This window comes from Solidesulfovibrio aerotolerans, assembly GCF_009856865.1.
In the GTDB taxonomy this organism is placed as follows: Bacteria; Desulfobacterota; Desulfovibrionia; order Desulfovibrionales; family Desulfovibrionaceae; genus Solidesulfovibrio; species Solidesulfovibrio aerotolerans.
This window is the reverse complement of sequence record NZ_WVUD01000023.1, coordinates 16626-30799: the sequence shown is the minus strand read 5'-3', so window position 1 is coordinate 30799 and position 14174 is coordinate 16626. Positions and strand designations below refer to the sequence as shown.

The window sequence follows — 14174 nt, the reverse complement described above, 5'->3', positions numbered from 1 at the left end:
AAGCGGCATGATTACGGTCAGCGATTTTCCCAAGTATCGAGGCACGATGGAATATGTCTGCCTGGGCTGTCAGGCCCGGTTCGACATCCGCGAACTCTACTACACCTGTCCCCACTGCGGCGGGGTGTTCATCCTCGAAGACACCTCCTTTGACAGCCTGCTCGAATTTCCGCCCAGCTACTGGCAGGGCCTTTTTGACAAGCGCGCCGCCACGCGGGTGACGGCCCTTCGCGGCGTTTTGCGCTTTTACGAGCTTATGGCCCCGGTCATGGACGAGGAAGACATCGTCTACCTCGGCGAAGGCCACACGCCCATGGTCGCGGCCAACGACGCTTTGACCGAGCTGGTCGGTGTGCCTTTTTATTATAAAAACGACGGCCAAAACCCCAGCGCCTCTTTCAAAGACCGGGGCATGGCCTGTGCGTTTAGCTATTTAAAGCATCTCGTGCGGGTCAATGACTGGGATTCGGTGCTGACGGTGTGCGCCTCCACCGGCGACACCTCGGCGGCGGCGGCGCTCTATGCCGCCTATGTCGGCGGTCCCATCAAATCCGTGGTCATTTTGCCCAAGGGCAAGGTCACACCCCAGCAGTTGGCCCAGCCGCTGGGCAGCGGGGCCACGGTTATCGAAGTGCCCGGGGTTTTTGACGACTGCATGAAGGTGGTGGAGCATCTGGCCGATAACTACCGGGTGGCGCTGCTCAATTCCAAAAACGCCTGGCGCATTCTCGGCCAGGAGTCCTACGCTTTTGAGGTGGCCCAGTGGTTTGGCTGGGACACCTACCGCAAATGCGTGTTTGTGCCCATCGGCAACGCCGGCAACGTGACAGCCATCATGGGCGGGTTTTTAAAGCTGAAAAAGCTTGGCATTATCCGCTCCCTGCCGCGCATTTTCGGCGTCCAGTCGCAGCACGCCGATCCGGTTTTCCAGTATTATAACGAGGCTGACCCGGCCAAACGGGAATTTCGGCCCGTGTCCGTGACCCCCAGCGCCGCCCAGGCCGCCATGATCGGCAATCCTGTGTCCTTTCCCCGGGTGGCCCATTTTGCCAAGGAATACGAAAAGATCGGCGGTCCCGGCAGCTTCCAGGTGTTGCAGGTGACCGAGCAGGCCATTGTCGAGGGCATGCTTGTGGCCAACCGACACGGCCATATCAGTTGCACCCAAGGCGGCGAATGTCTGGCCGGTCTGCTCAAAGCAAAGGAACTGGGACTGATCGAACCGTCGGAAGTGGCCGTTCTCGACGCCACGGCCCATCATCTCAAATTCATCGGCTTCCAGGAAATGTACTTTGAAGACAGCTTCCCGGCTGCTTACGGTGTTAAAAGCGATCCGAAGTACGTCAATCGCCCGCGCTCCATCATGACCGAGGCTGAGAAGGCGCAACTTTCGCCCGAAGCCTATACGGCCAAGGCGGCCGAGGCCATTGTGGAAAGCCTGGGGCTGGCTCGCAAATAAGCCTGCCGCTCCACGGCGGCCCACTGGCCGCACACGCAGACACCGGCCTGGAGAGGGATTCTCCAGGCCGGTGTCTGTTTTGGGGGCTGGCCAGTGCTGCTGCCGGACGGGGCAGGCTGGTGGCATGGAAAGGAATCGGGCTGTCCGGGGGAGGGGGACGTATCTCCCCCGGACGAAAAAAGCGTTGCGTCGCCTTAGGCGGCCTGGCGCACGACGGCGGTCAACTGGGCGCGCACCGCGTCGGCCTGCACCACTTGCGGCTCCCGGAAGGTAAAACCCTGGCTCTGGCCCCAGGCGGCGGCATCAGCCGGGCGGCCGTCGTAACACACGTCGTCGATGACCAGATAATCGGCAACACCCAGGATGGCGTCCCAACGCTGCACGAAAAGGGCGAACCGGTTCGGATCATAGTCGGTCACATTGTGCCAGGTCCAGGAGCGCGAGCAGGCCTCGTCGTCGTAGCCGAGCAGGCAAAGCTCCTTTTCCGGCGTCTCCAAAACGGCACGCTGGGTGAGTACAGCGGCGCATGTGGCAATGGATGTAGTATCAAAGGCCACGGGAGAGCCGTCCAGACTGGCCTCTATGCGTGCATCGGCGGTCAGGCGCATGCCGCAGGTGTTGTTACTGTTGGCCCGCCACCATTCGATGGAGTTGGTCTTGTAGAGGTCTTCACCGAGCATGCAGACGCGGTCGGCGGCTTCAGCGTTGACCGGATGGAGTGCCAGATCGCAGCAAAAGCCGGTGATGGTCAGGGTCAGGTTCATATACTGTCTCCTTGGGCGAAGATTGGGGCGGTTGTAGGGCATGGCCGTTTGCTTGAGAAAAAAAGCACTTTTCGTGCCGAATATTTTAATGTGATATTTCAGTATAATAAAGTATCTTCGTGCTGCTTTTGGCTCTTGTCGGACGATTTTTGCGTCCAATACGGTTGACCCGGCCGGGGCATCCGACGCACACTCCGGCAGCGCCTCCCCCGGGCGCGGAGCGCCAGCCCATGAAACGACCCCATGACCCCTTTCCCGGCGATGACGCCAGCGCCTTTGCCCTGGAAAACGTGGCCGATGCCGTGTTTGCCGTGGATAGCGATTTTATCGTGCGCTACTGCAATCTGGCTGCCGCTGAAATCGCCCGCTGCGCCCCGGCCGAAGCCCTGGGCCGCACCTGTCGCGAGGTGTTTGGCGTCAAAAATTGCCGCAATGTCTGTGTGTTGCGTCAAAGCATGGACGAGGCCAGACCTATTGCCAACCGCATCGTGACGCTTAAGCGCACCGGCTGTCCCGACGTGCCGGTGAGTATCAGCGCCGCACCGATCTGGGCCATGGGCGGCACGGTCGTTGGCGGGGTGCAGGTCTTTCGCGACCTGTCCGGCAGCGGTTTTGTCAGCCGGCTGACCGGCCTGCAGCCCCAGGACGATTTCGGCACGTGCGACGCGCAACTGTCTGAAATCGTGCGCATGCTGCCGCAAATCGCCCAGAGCGACTCCACCGTGCTGCTTTTGGGCGAATCCGGCACGGGCAAGGAAATTTTTTCGCGCGCCATCCACAAGCTCTCCCAGCGCCACGCCGGGCCGTTTGTGGCCGTCAACTGCGGGGCGCTGCCGGAACAGCTCATGGAATCCGAGCTTTTCGGCTACAAATCCGGGGCCTTTACCGACGCCCGCAAGGACAAGCCCGGCCGCTTCGCCCTGGCCGAGACCGGCACGCTTTTTCTGGATGAAATCGGCGATCTGCCCTACGCCATGCAGGCCAAGATTCTGCGCGCCCTCCAGGAACGGGCTTTTGAGCCTCTGGGTGGTGTGGAAACCATTCCGGCCGATGTGCGCGTGGTTGCCGCCACCAACCGCGATCTTGGGCGCATGGTGGCCGAGGGGGCCTTTCGCCAGGATCTGTATTACCGCTTAAGCGTGGTGGTCCTGCGCATTCCGCCCTTGCGCGAACGCCTGGGCGACGTGCCGCTTTTGACCGAACGCCTGCTTGGTCGCTGCCGCATGGCTGTGAGTAAAAACATTGGGACGGTCAGCCCCGAAGCCATGGCCCGGCTTATGGCCCACGACTATCCCGGCAATATCCGCGAGCTGGAAAATATCATTGAATACGCCTCGATTCTCTGTCAGGGCACGACCATCGAACTGTGCCATCTGCCTGAGCAGTTGCGCGGCGAGGTGAGCGACTGTCCGGCCCGTGGGGCGCGGACCATGGCTCAAATCCGTGAGCAGGCCGCCCGGGAGGCGGTTTCACGCCACGGCGGCAACCGCAACGCCGCCTGTCGCGAACTGGGAATTTCCAAAGATACCCTGCGCCGCATCCTTGGCCGGCGTGACGAGGACGACTGATGCGTCTTTTTGCCTATTTGACGGACGCAAAATGCGTCTTGTCCCTTGCCGCCAATCCGGGAGGCGCGTCATGGCCAAGTTGAAGGGGCGGGCGGATCAGCTCGTGTGCGCCCAGGGGCTGGCAGACAGCCCGGAACTGGCCACGCGGCTGATTATGGCCGGGCGTGTGCGCATGGTTGGCGCGAACGGCCGGGACTTGCCCGTGGACAAACCGGGGCGCATAGTGCCTGCCGAAACCGTTTTCAGCCTGGACCCGGGCGAGCGGTATGTCAGCCGGGGCGGGGGCAAGCTGGAAACGGCCCTGGAAACATTTGGCATCGATGTTGTCGGGATGACGGCCCTGGACGGCGGGGCCTCCACGGGCGGCTTTACCGATTGCCTGCTCCAGCATGGCGCGGTGCGGGTCTATGCCGTGGATGTGGGCACAGCCCAGTTGCATGAAAAGCTGCGGGCCGATACGCGGGTGGTGTCCCTGGAAAACGTCAATCTGCGCCATGCCCCGGCTGATCTGCTTCCCGAACCGGTGGACATCGTTGTTGCCGACGTGTCCTTTATTTCGCTGACCAAGGTGTTGCCGGCCTGCCTGGCCTTTTTGCGGCCGGGCGGGCTGGTGGTGGGGCTGATCAAACCGCAGTTTGAGGTAAGCCCGGACAAGATTTGCAAGGGCGGCGTGGTGCGCGACCCGGCCCACCGGCAGGCGGCCGTGGACATGGTGACGGCCTTTGCCCGGGACGCGCTGGGGCTGTCGTTGCGCGGCGTGGTCCCATCCAAGGTCAAAGGACCGAAGGGCAACCAGGAATATCTGGCAGTGTTTGATCTGCTTGGAGAGGGAACAGAGCACCCATCTCCTGAAGCGGCTCAGGGGATTGACGTATGAACTCTAAGATATTAACTTTCAGTTTATGATTGTCGATTTCGCCTGCCGGGATACGCAAGCGCTTGCCCAGCAAGGAAAAACGATATGGTGGTTGCCGCCAAATTTGCAGCGCTCTGCGCAGCGCAAGCTCAGGCAGCTCAATGCGGTCGAGCGGTTACAGGATATGGGAATTCCGCCTGGAAATCGCTTAGAAAAACTCTCCGGCGACAGGAAAGGAACGTATAGCATCCGAATTAACGATCAGTACCGTATTTGCTTTGAATGGAAGGCAGGCAACGCCTACCAAGTTGCAATACTCGATTATCACCGCTAGCAAACCTCCTTACTCCGTGCCGTTGTGCGCCGTATGAAGGAAAGTCATATGATTGTCATTGAAAAGCTTCCCCCCATTCATCCTGGCGAAATACTGCTGGAAGACTTCATGAAGCCGCTTGGCCTTTCGCAAAATGCCTTGGCCAGGGGGCTTGGGGTGCCGCCTGTAACCATCAACAAGATCGTGCACGGCAAACGTGCCGTCACTACAGAAACCGCTTTCCGCTTGGCGCGTTTTTTCGGCAATACGCCGGGTTTCTGGCTCAATCTGCAAAAAGACTACGAAATTGAAAAGGCCGATCTCGAAGCGCTCCCCCAACGCATTGCCGAGGAAGTACGGCCCTTTGTGCCCACACCGGTAGACCGTCCGGCTTTGGTCTAGAAGGCGCAGATGTTGCGGATTGCGTGGCTGCGTATTCTGCGCAATTGCGAGGAATGCTGCGATTGTGCGTTGTCATGGCTTAGGCAGTTGATCCGAGTCTGAGCGCGTAACCCAAAGGAGTCGCTTGTATGTCCATGAACGTCAAAGACGCCATTGCCGCGCGCCACAGCGTGCGCGCCTTTGTCCAGGAACCGCTGGCCGAAGCGGAAATCAGCGAACTGCTGGAAGCCGGGCGCAACGCCCCCTCCAGCCTCAATTCCCAGCCCTGGCGCTTTGTGGTCGTGACCAAGCCGGCCGATCTGGCCTGGTTCGGCACATCCGAAGCCACCCGCAAGCAGGGCTGGCTGGCCGCCGCCCCGGCGATTATCGTCTGCTGCGCCGATCTGGCGCATTACGTCAAGGATTCCCAGTCAGCCGCTTTTTTCTATCGCGACAACAAAATCATCGACGGCGAGCCCATGGACGGTATCGACGCCTATGTGGCCCGGCAGGCCGCCGCGGACGAGGCGTCCAAGTTTGGTGCCTGCGCCATGAATGTGGGGCTGGCCGTGTCTTTTATGATGCTGCGGGCCGTGGAGATGGGCCTTGGCACGTGCTGGATCGGCATGTTTGACGAGGCCAACATCAAGGCGCGCCTTGGCCTCCCGGCCGGCTGGCGCATCGTCAACCTGCTGGCCGTGGGCCGACCCGATGAGCCGGAGGTCTATCCCAGAAAGCGCAAGAGCCTGGAAGATATCGTCCTTAAATAGCCAAACAGGAGGACCACGATCTTGCGGCACCGCCTGGTTGTCGCCCGTTTTTTCACAAATTGACGCTTTTCAGCCCACTTTATCGTCACCGCGATAGTGCGCTTTAGCCTCCCGGGCTACCTACCTGCCATCCAAGCCGCACTGCGGCGACTTCAGGAGGTGGAAGTATGGCCAATGGGGCTGCTGAGACCGTCAACGAATGCCGGGGAGGGTTTGGAACCTACGTCTCCGAAAACCTGACCCTGTGCGGGCAAAATCCACGGATCGCCTGGGCCGGGTATGTGGCTGCCTGGGCGCTGTTTTTCATCATCAACTTTGCGCTCCCCCTGCCGGAAGGTCTTAAGAGCGAAGGCCTGTCCGTGCTGGCCATCCTGGCCTGGGCCTGCGTCATGTGGGTCACCGAGGCCATGCCGGTCGGCATCACCGGCATCTCCATCCCAACCCTGCTCATCCTCACCCGCGCCCTGCCGTGGAACAACGGCAACCCGCCCATGGGGCAGGTGTTTTCAGGCTTTACCACCCACGAAGTCTGGCTGTGCCTGTTCGCCTTTTTTGCCGGCGCGCTCATTCAGCTCCTTGGCATGGACAAGCGCATTGCCCTGGCCATCCTTGATAAGATCAAGGCGTCCAGTGTGGGGCGCATCATCTGGGGCATGTTCTGGGTCAACGTCGTGCTGGCCTTTCTCATCCCGGCGGCCAACGCCCGGGCGGCCACGGTCATGCCGGTGGTGCAGGGCATCACCAAGCTTTTGGGCGACACCCCCCGGGAGCGCGAGGCCAAAAAGGCCATCGTCATTCAGTCCATGGTCTATGCCAGCATGATCTCGGGCATTTTCATCCTCACCGGACACATGCCCAACCTCATCATGACCGGCCTTTTCGAGAAGAGCGGCTTTAAAAACCTCGGCTATTTCAGCTGGATGATCCTGCACGTCCCCTACGTCCTCATGTTTGCCCTGACCCAGTGGTGGGTGCGCTTCCACTTTAAGACCGACGGCGTGGTCATTGCCGGCGGCCATGAGCAGATTCACAAGCAGCATGCCGCCCTTGGCCCCATGACCCGGCCGGAAAAGGCCATGTTGGCGGTCTTTGGCCTCGTCGGCATCCTTTTTATGACCGGCAAGGGCAGCCCCCTGGCCCTGCACCACTACCAGTTGGGCGTGGTCGGGCTGGTCGGCATCATGATTCTGTTTATCCCGGGCCTTTTCCCCTTCAAATGGAAGGCTGTGCAGGATCGCACCATCTGGGGCACGTTCCTGCTCCTGGGCGGGGCTATCACCATGACCGACGCCATGGCCAAGTCCGGTCTGGCCGGCTGGATGGCGGAACACATCCACGTGCTGGTGCAGGGCATGGGCTGGTGGCAGACGCTGCTGGTCATGATGCTCGGCACGCAGGTGCTGCGGGTGGGGATGCTGTCCAACGTGGCGGCCGTGGCCATGCTGGCCCCCATTGTCTTTGCCATGGGACCGAAGCTTGGCCTGCATCCCGTGGCCTTTACGCTGCTGATCTGCAACGTGGACACCTTTGCCTATCTGCTGCCCACCCAGATTACCGCCGCCGTCATCGCCTACGGCACCGGCACCTTCAGCACGGCCGACTACGCCCGTTCCGGCTGGGTGTGCATCCTGCTGGCCATTGCCTTTGGCATCTGCGTCATGGCCCCGTGGTACGCCCTGATGGGGCTGCCGGTCTGGAATCCTGCCGCGCCCTGGCCTTATTAATAACGACCTGCAACCAACCCTTGCGACCAACAGCGAAGGAGAAAACCCCATGCCGCATATGGCAGACAATCCCCTGACCCTGGACGCCGTCGAAACCGTCCATGTGACCTGCGACGTCCTCATTATCGGCGGTGGCAACGCCGGCTGCTTCTCGGCTGTGGAAGCGGCCAAGCTCGACCCGACCCGTAAAATTGTCATCATGGAAAAGGCGCAGATTCTGCGGTCTGGAGCCTGCTCGGCCGGCATGGACGCCATCAACACCTACATCCCGGAAGGCAAGACCCCCGAGGATCTGGTGCGCTGGTGCCGTTCCCAAGTCGGCGGCGGTCCCATCCGCGAGGATCTGGCCCTGTCCAACGCCCGGGAACTCAACGAGTCCGTGGATGATCTGGAGCGCTGGGGCCTGCCCATCCTGCGCGATGCCGAAGGCAAAATCCGCTACCGGGGCGCCTGGGACATTTCCATCCACGGCGAGCAGTTAAAGCCCATCATGGCGGAAAAGGCCATCGAATCCGGGGCAGTCATCTATAACCGGGTGGCCTGCACCCAACTGCTTATGGAAGGCGAACGCTGCGTCGGGGCACTGGGTTTTGGCGTGCGCGACGGCAAATTCTACGTGTTTCACGCCAAGGCCACCATCAATGCCACCGGCGGCGCGGCAGGCCTGTACAAAAGCTACACCGCCGACGCCACCGACAGCCACCACCAGATCTGGATGTGTCCTTACTGTGTGGGCACCGGCTACGCCGTGGGCATCCGCCAGGGCGCGGAAATGACCTCCATGGAACAGCGCTGGGTCGCCACCCGGACCAAGGACTTCTGCGGTCCGGTGGACACTATTTCCGTGGGGTATAAGGCCCCGATCATAAACGCCAAGGGCGAGCGCATCATGCAGACCCGCTACGCCCACCTCGGCGGCGACAAGGCCCCGCGCTACATCCGGGCCAACGCGCCCATGGAGGAATGGCTGGCCGGACGCGGCCCCACCTACTGCGACACGCGCGGCATGGAACCGGAACTGGCCAAGCAGATGATGACGGATTACTTGAACGAACGGCCGAGCTTTGTGTTGTTTCTGGCCAGCCGGGGCCAGGACCCGGTCAAGGAGCCCATCGAGATTTACGGTTCCGATCCCTATATCGTCGGCGGCCACACCCAGTCCGGCTTTTGGGTCGGGCTTGACCGCATGACTACCGTGCCGGGTCTGTTTGCCGCTGGCGAGACGGCCGGGGGCAATCCCAACAAGTTTGTGGGCGGCTGCGCGGCCGAGGGCAAACTGGCCCTGCGCGGCGCGTTTGCCTACATGCAGGGCCTGACCCTGGCCGAACCCGACGAGGCCCAGATCGAGGCGGAAAAGGCGCGCATCTACGGGCCGCTTTTGCGCGGCGCGGACTTTGATGGCCTGACGGCGGTGGAAATGGAAGAGCGCCTGCAACGGCTCATGGACGAATACGCCGGCGGCACCAGCCAGTTTTACCGCACCAACGAAGAGCGCCTGGATTATGCACTCAAGCACATTGCCATGCTGCGCAGCCAGACCGTCTATTTAAAGGCCGCCAATCTGCACGATCTCATGAGTGTGCATGAGGTGGTTGATCGCATCGATGTGGCCGAAGTGCTGTGCCATCATCTCAAATTCCGCAAAGAGACCCGCTGGCAGGGCTGGCAGACCCGGTCGGATTATCCCGAAATCGACCCGGCCTATGACTGCCATGTGGAAAGCCGCCGGGACATGGCCACCGGGGCCATCGAAACCTTCACCCGGCCCTACGAGCAGATCGTATCGGGCGACCGCTACAAGCCGTAAAGGAGGACGACATGCCGCCGATTATCGACCACAAGAAATGCAACGGCTGCCAGGGACGCGAGGAATCGTTTTGCGAGGAAGCCTGCCCGGGCGATCTTCTCTACGTTGGCAGCGACGGGAAAGCCCATTGCCATGCCCAGCGCGACTGCTGGGACTGCATGTCCTGCGTCAAGATGTGTCCGCGAAACGCCATCGAGACGCGTATTCCCTATCAGCTGGGGTACCACAAGGCCCGGCTGATGCCGATTATGGGCAAAAACAGCATCACCTGGAAATGTACGGATATCAACGGCGAGACGGTTACTTACAAGTATCGCAATCGTTTGGAGATTGCCGACGAGCAGGGCGGCTCTTCATAAAGACGTTCGCAAGTGTTTAGGAAGGCCTGTTGTTCGTATGACATTGTCCACCGTAATCGCCTGGGCGGATTGCGGGGACGCGACACAGTCCTGCCCGGTTGATCCGGTCGCGCGGCCGCTTTCTGCCCGCGCGACCGGCCTTGACCCGGCCGGCGAAGCGACTATCTCTGTCCGATGGCACAACAAGCAGGCCAGACAGACTGGCATCTTCTCAAGGGCGGCTTTTTCGACGGACTGGAGCGGGAGTTTGCGGCCTTTCGCCAACTCACCGTGCAGCGACGGGTCAAAAAAAACGAGATCATTTTTTTTGAAAATGATCGGTGCGACCGTTCCTTTTACCTCGACAGCGGCTCGGTTAAAATTTTTCGGGTCTCCCTGCACGGCAAGGAGCCCACCTTTTTCATTCGCTCGCCCGGGGAGATGTTCGGGCTGGCCGAGGTGGTCGGGGGCGAGCGGCGCAAGTGCTCGGCCCAGGCCCTGGCCAACAGTGTCTTGCTGGAGATCGGGCGCGACCCCTTTCTCGATCTTATGCTGGAGCACCCCTTGCTCGCCCGCCGGGTCATCGGGGTTCTTGGCAGCCGCATCCGCTATTTGAGCGAACAGCTCGAAAATCTCATGACCTGCGGCGTGCCCACTAGGTTGCTCAAGCTCCTGCTCTGCCTGTCCCATGACGAAATCGCCCAGGCCAAAGGCGGGCCGGTGGATGTGCCCGTGCTCCTGACCCAGGGGCAGATCGCGGCCATGACCGGCTCCTGCCAGCAGACCGTCAGCGAAACCCTGGCCGTCTTTGAACAGCGGGGGCTTATTGCCGTGGCCCGTCGGCGCATCCGCCTGCTCGACCCCGGGGCCATTCTCGACGCCCTGTCCGAATCGTCCTGCTGACTCCTTCCGTTTTCAGACGTCAGGCCGAAAGGCTGGTGCGTGGCGCAGGTGCGGCGGGTTTTTTACGGGCCAACCAGATCGTATGGCCGCCGCAGGCAGGATCGTTTACCACATGCCGCAGCACGGCAAAGCCGTGGCGCAGCAGCAGGCTGCGGTATTCGGCGGCCGCCAGGCTGTAGTGGGCAAAGGGGACGCCGTCCATGACGCCGTTCGCTTCCCCGTGGTCGGGGCCGCTGGTAAAAAGGAGCAGGCCGCCCGCAGCGGTATGGGCGGCGAAAACGGCAAACATGGCCCGCTGGTCGTCGTAGGTGAGGTGAAAGAAACTGTCCCAGGCCAGGACCGCCCCGAACGTCCGCCCCAGCGCCAGCCGACGCATGTCGCCGACAATCCAGGTCATGTCCGGGAAACGCTCCCGGCATTTGGCGATCATGGCCGGGGAGCCATCAATGCCGACGACCGGGTGTCCGGCCCGGATAAAAAAGCCGGCCAGCGGTTCCCCGGTGCCGCAGCCCAGATCGAGAACCGCCGCCCCGGGCGGCAATTCCGCCCGCACTGCGGTCAGATAGGCCTGCTCCATGGGCGGATCGCCGGCAAAGCGTGTGGCCACAAACCAGTCGGCAATGCCTTCGTAGCGGCGGCAGACGTCGTCCTGGGGCTGTGCGGCCATGGCCCGGCTCCTTACGAAGTTCCTGTTTTTTTGGCTTGGCGCAGTGTCTCGATATCCTTGCGGATACGGGCAATGCGTTTTTCATCGGTGGGGTGGGTGGACAGAAAATTGAACAGCGGTTTGGCGTTGCCGCTTTGGCGCATCATATCCCAGAAATCCACGGCTGCATCGAGGTTGTAGCCGGCCTTGTCCATGAGGGCCAAACCGATGGCGTCGGCCTCGTATTCGTGCTTGCGGCTGTAGGGCAGCATGATGCCGAGGCTGGAGCCGTAGCCCCAGACGCGGCTGGCGATGTCGGCCAGCCGCGGGTCTTCGTCGTTTAAGGCCAATTGCAGGATGGCACCGCCCAGGCGGGCCGCTATTTCCAGGCTGGCCCGTTCGGCCCCGTGGCGGGCCAGGGCATGGGCCGCTTCGTGGGCCATGACCGTGGCCAGTTCGTCCTCACTGCCCACCCGGCGCAACAGGCCGCTGTAGACGAAAATCTTGCCCCCGGGCAGGCAGAAGGCGTTGACCACCCGGTCATCGTCAAGGACATGGAATTCCCAGTCCAGATCGGTGCGCCCCGACGCGTCGGCGATGCGCCGGCCCACCCGGGCCACGAGCGCCTGGGCGGCCGGGTCGTTTAAGAGCCGTTCCGTGCGCCGGATCTGCTGGGCGGCCTGGTTGCCCATGGCCAGCTCCTTGGACTCGGAGATGACGATGAGCTGTTTGCGTTCAGTGTAGGGCGCGCTGTCGCAGGCCGCAACGGCCAGGAGCAGGGCTGTCAGCAGTCCAAGGAGGGGAAGGCGGGCGGGCATGGCGTCGTTCCTTTCAGGTTGCATACAGCAGCAGCACGAGGAGCTGGCCGGTGACAATGCGCAGGATCATGGCCAGCGGGTACACCGTGGCATAGACCGAGGCCGGGGCGTCGCCGCCAAGCATCTGGGAGGCAAAGGCCAGGGCCGGCGGATCGGTCATGGACCCGGCCAACAGACCGCATGTGGAGGCGTAGTTGCAGCCCAGAAAAATTCTGCCGATAAGGCCGGCAGCCAGCAGCGGCAGGAAGGTGATGGCCGCACCGGCCGCGAACCAGACCAGCCCCTGCCCCGAGGTCAGCGTGGACACAAACCGGCTGCCGGCGGCCAGTCCCACGCAGGCGAGAAACAGGCAGATGCCGATTTCGCGCAGCAGCAGATTGGCGCTTGGGGGCAGATACCACACCAGCCCGCCGAAATGATGCAGCCGTGAGAGCAGGATCGAGACCAAAAGCGGCCCTCCTGCCACCCCCAGGCGTACCCCGGTCGGCAGTCCCGGCACGGGCAGGGGAATGCTCCCCAGCACCGTGCCCAGCAGGATACCGATGAAGATAGGCAGGATATGCGGTTTGGCCAGATCCCGGGTACTGTTGCCGACCAGTCCCTCGATGCCGGCCAGGGCTTGGGCCGTGCCGACGCAGCGCACCCGGTCGCCCCAGTGCAGCGGCACGTCCGGTCCCGGGGAAAATTCCGTGCCCGCCCGGATAATGCGGGTGACAGCCACCTCGTGGCCCGGGCCAAAGCCGAGCTGGGCCACGGTGCGGCCAACGGCCACCGGGCGGGTGACGATGAGCCGGCGCACCTCCAACGGGCCGGGCAGGGCCGGCAGATGGGCCTCGCTGGTGCGGCCCAGGCGCTGGGTCAGGGCAGCCAAGGCCTCGGCCCGGCCGACCCCATGCAGCAGCATGCCCGGGGCGAGCCGGGTGTCGCTGCCGGCGACCCGCACGCCACCCTGGTCCATGACCCGGGAAACAACCACGCCGCCATCGGCCATTTCCGCCACCTCGGACAAGCGCTGCCCGAAAGCTCCGGGAACGGTCACCTCGATGGTGGCGGCGGCCAGGGGCGGGGTGTGGCTTTGGAGCAACGCTTCGAGCTGGCGCGTTTCCTCGGCGGGATTGATGCCGAAAATGCGGCGCAGGGTGAGCATGGTGAGGATGATGCCGAAGATGCCGAAGGGATAGGCCACGGCATAGCCAAGGCCGGCCTGGCCGATAGCGGCCTCGGCCACAGCCGGTGCCACTTCGCGAAAGGCCTGGGAGGCGGCGGCCAGGGACGGGGTGTTGGTGACGGCGCCGCTGTAAAGGCCCACGGCCGCCGGCAGGGGAAGCAGGCCGGTCAGATGAAAGACCGCAGCCAGTCCCGCCCCCAGAAGGACGATCAGCGCCGCCATGGCATTAAGCCGCAACCCCCGGCGGCGCAGGGAATCCACAAACCCCGGTCCGACCTGCATGCCGATGGCGTAGACAAACAGGATCAGCCCGAATTCCCGCACGAATTCCAGGACATGATGGTCGAGCGACAAGCCGAAATGGCCGGCGGCCAGACCGCTGAATAAAACCCCGCCCACGCCCAGGCGTACGCCGGCAACCGGAATGCGGCCCAGGGCCAGGCCAACCGTGGCCACAAGCCCCAAAATAACCACGGCCGAGACCGGCGAGGGCGAGAAAAGAAGCTGGGTCAAAAAAGACATGGTGCGCTCCAAACCCGTTGCAATCGTGGCGAAGGCGGGAAACCCAGCCCGTATCGCCGGCCAAGCCCTTGACAGTTGCAGCCGGGCCGGGCATCCGGCCGTACCGGCGCAACCCCGGGCAAGGAGCAAGAGTGCGG

General features: G+C 62.5%; 14 protein-coding genes. 10 read left to right on the top strand and 4 right to left on the bottom strand.

Annotated elements, in window-relative coordinates; genetic code table 11:
- Positions 1-7 precede the first annotated feature (7 nt).
- On the top strand, positions 8-1459 hold the full coding sequence (gene thrC, locus GTA51_RS12780) for a threonine synthase (protein WP_160961646.1): 1452 nt from the start codon (positions 8-10) through the stop codon (positions 1457-1459).
- A gap of 194 nt (positions 1460-1653) precedes the next feature.
- Here thrC and GTA51_RS12775 read toward each other — a convergent pair whose 3' ends face one another.
- Positions 1654-2223: a hypothetical protein gene (locus tag GTA51_RS12775; RefSeq protein ID WP_160961644.1), complete on the bottom strand. Its 570-nt coding sequence runs from the start codon at positions 2221-2223 to the stop codon at positions 1654-1656.
- 230 nt (positions 2224-2453) lie between these two features.
- On the opposite strand from GTA51_RS12775, the gene GTA51_RS12770 reads away from it, so the two are divergent.
- From GTA51_RS12770 to GTA51_RS12730, 9 genes are all read left to right on the top strand, one after another.
- Positions 2454-3791 carry a sigma-54 interaction domain-containing protein gene (locus tag GTA51_RS12770; RefSeq protein WP_160961643.1) on the top strand — a complete coding sequence of 446 codons (1338 nt, stop codon included), beginning with the start codon at positions 2454-2456 and terminating at the stop codon, positions 3789-3791.
- A 70-nt stretch (positions 3792-3861) separates the two neighbouring features.
- On the top strand, positions 3862-4668 hold the full coding sequence (locus tag GTA51_RS12765) for a TlyA family RNA methyltransferase (RefSeq protein ID WP_160961641.1): 807 nt from the start codon (positions 3862-3864) through the stop codon (positions 4666-4668).
- A 25-nt stretch (positions 4669-4693) separates the two neighbouring features.
- Positions 4694-4981, top strand: coding sequence for a type II toxin-antitoxin system RelE/ParE family toxin (locus GTA51_RS12760; RefSeq protein WP_160961639.1), 288 nt, complete (start codon positions 4694-4696; stop codon positions 4979-4981).
- A gap of 48 nt (positions 4982-5029) precedes the next feature.
- Complete coding sequence (locus tag GTA51_RS12755) at positions 5030-5362, top strand: HigA family addiction module antitoxin (RefSeq protein WP_160961638.1); 333 nt, start codon at positions 5030-5032, stop codon at positions 5360-5362.
- Between the two features lie 128 nt (positions 5363-5490).
- Positions 5491-6111 (top strand): nitroreductase family protein, encoded by a 621-nt coding sequence (locus GTA51_RS12750; RefSeq protein ID WP_160961636.1) that lies wholly within the window; start codon positions 5491-5493, stop codon positions 6109-6111.
- Positions 6112-6278: 167 nt separating this feature from the next.
- Entirely contained in the window at positions 6279-7835 is a 1557-nt protein-coding gene (locus GTA51_RS12745; protein WP_160961634.1) for an SLC13 family permease, read from the top strand.
- A 49-nt stretch (positions 7836-7884) separates the two neighbouring features.
- A complete protein-coding gene (locus GTA51_RS12740; protein ID WP_160961633.1) occupies positions 7885-9642 on the top strand; it encodes an adenylyl-sulfate reductase subunit alpha in 1758 nt (585 codons plus the stop codon).
- A gap of 11 nt (positions 9643-9653) precedes the next feature.
- Complete coding sequence (locus tag GTA51_RS12735) at positions 9654-10001, top strand: 4Fe-4S binding protein (protein WP_160961631.1); 348 nt, start codon at positions 9654-9656, stop codon at positions 9999-10001.
- A gap of 174 nt (positions 10002-10175) precedes the next feature.
- Complete coding sequence (locus GTA51_RS12730) at positions 10176-10883, top strand: Crp/Fnr family transcriptional regulator (RefSeq protein ID WP_160961629.1); 708 nt, start codon at positions 10176-10178, stop codon at positions 10881-10883.
- A gap of 19 nt (positions 10884-10902) precedes the next feature.
- Here GTA51_RS12730 and GTA51_RS12725 read toward each other — a convergent pair whose 3' ends face one another.
- The 3 genes from GTA51_RS12725 to GTA51_RS12715 are packed head-to-tail and all read right to left on the bottom strand — an operon-like array spanning position 10903 to position 14037.
- Positions 10903-11550 carry a class I SAM-dependent DNA methyltransferase gene (locus GTA51_RS12725; protein WP_160961628.1) on the bottom strand — a complete coding sequence of 216 codons (648 nt, stop codon included), beginning with the start codon at positions 11548-11550 and terminating at the stop codon, positions 10903-10905.
- Between the two features lie 11 nt (positions 11551-11561).
- Complete coding sequence (locus GTA51_RS12720) at positions 11562-12347, bottom strand: M48 family metallopeptidase (RefSeq protein ID WP_160961626.1); 786 nt, start codon at positions 12345-12347, stop codon at positions 11562-11564.
- Positions 12348-12360: 13 nt separating this feature from the next.
- Positions 12361-14037 carry a putative transporter gene (locus tag GTA51_RS12715; protein ID WP_160961624.1) on the bottom strand — a complete coding sequence of 559 codons (1677 nt, stop codon included), beginning with the start codon at positions 14035-14037 and terminating at the stop codon, positions 12361-12363.
- Between the last annotated feature and the right edge of the window lie 137 nt (positions 14038-14174).

Bases quoted from the DNA above. Each gene is read 5' to 3' on its own strand.
- GTA51_RS12770 (WP_160961643.1), top strand. From the start codon at position 2,454: ATGAAACGACCCCATGACCCCTTTCCCGGCGATGACGCCAGCGCCTTT.
- GTA51_RS12775 (WP_160961644.1), bottom strand. From the start codon at position 2,223: ATGAACCTGACCCTGACCATCACCGGCTTTTGCTGCGATCTGGCACTC.
- GTA51_RS12735 (WP_160961631.1), top strand. From the start codon at position 9,654: ATGCCGCCGATTATCGACCACAAGAAATGCAACGGCTGCCAGGGACGC.
- GTA51_RS12750 (WP_160961636.1), top strand. From the start codon at position 5,491: ATGTCCATGAACGTCAAAGACGCCATTGCCGCGCGCCACAGCGTGCGC.
- GTA51_RS12730 (WP_160961629.1), top strand. From the start codon at position 10,176: ATGGCACAACAAGCAGGCCAGACAGACTGGCATCTTCTCAAGGGCGGC.
- GTA51_RS12755 (WP_160961638.1), top strand. From the start codon at position 5,030: ATGATTGTCATTGAAAAGCTTCCCCCCATTCATCCTGGCGAAATACTG.
- GTA51_RS12760 (WP_160961639.1), top strand. From the start codon at position 4,694: ATGATTGTCGATTTCGCCTGCCGGGATACGCAAGCGCTTGCCCAGCAA.
- GTA51_RS12765 (WP_160961641.1), top strand. From the start codon at position 3,862: ATGGCCAAGTTGAAGGGGCGGGCGGATCAGCTCGTGTGCGCCCAGGGG.
- GTA51_RS12745 (WP_160961634.1), top strand. From the start codon at position 6,279: ATGGCCAATGGGGCTGCTGAGACCGTCAACGAATGCCGGGGAGGGTTT.
- GTA51_RS12715 (WP_160961624.1), bottom strand. From the start codon at position 14,037: ATGTCTTTTTTGACCCAGCTTCTTTTCTCGCCCTCGCCGGTCTCGGCC.
- GTA51_RS12725 (WP_160961628.1), bottom strand. From the start codon at position 11,550: ATGGCCGCACAGCCCCAGGACGACGTCTGCCGCCGCTACGAAGGCATT.
- thrC (WP_160961646.1), top strand. From the start codon at position 8: ATGATTACGGTCAGCGATTTTCCCAAGTATCGAGGCACGATGGAATAT.
- GTA51_RS12740 (WP_160961633.1), top strand. From the start codon at position 7,885: ATGCCGCATATGGCAGACAATCCCCTGACCCTGGACGCCGTCGAAACC.
- GTA51_RS12720 (WP_160961626.1), bottom strand. From the start codon at position 12,347: ATGCCCGCCCGCCTTCCCCTCCTTGGACTGCTGACAGCCCTGCTCCTG.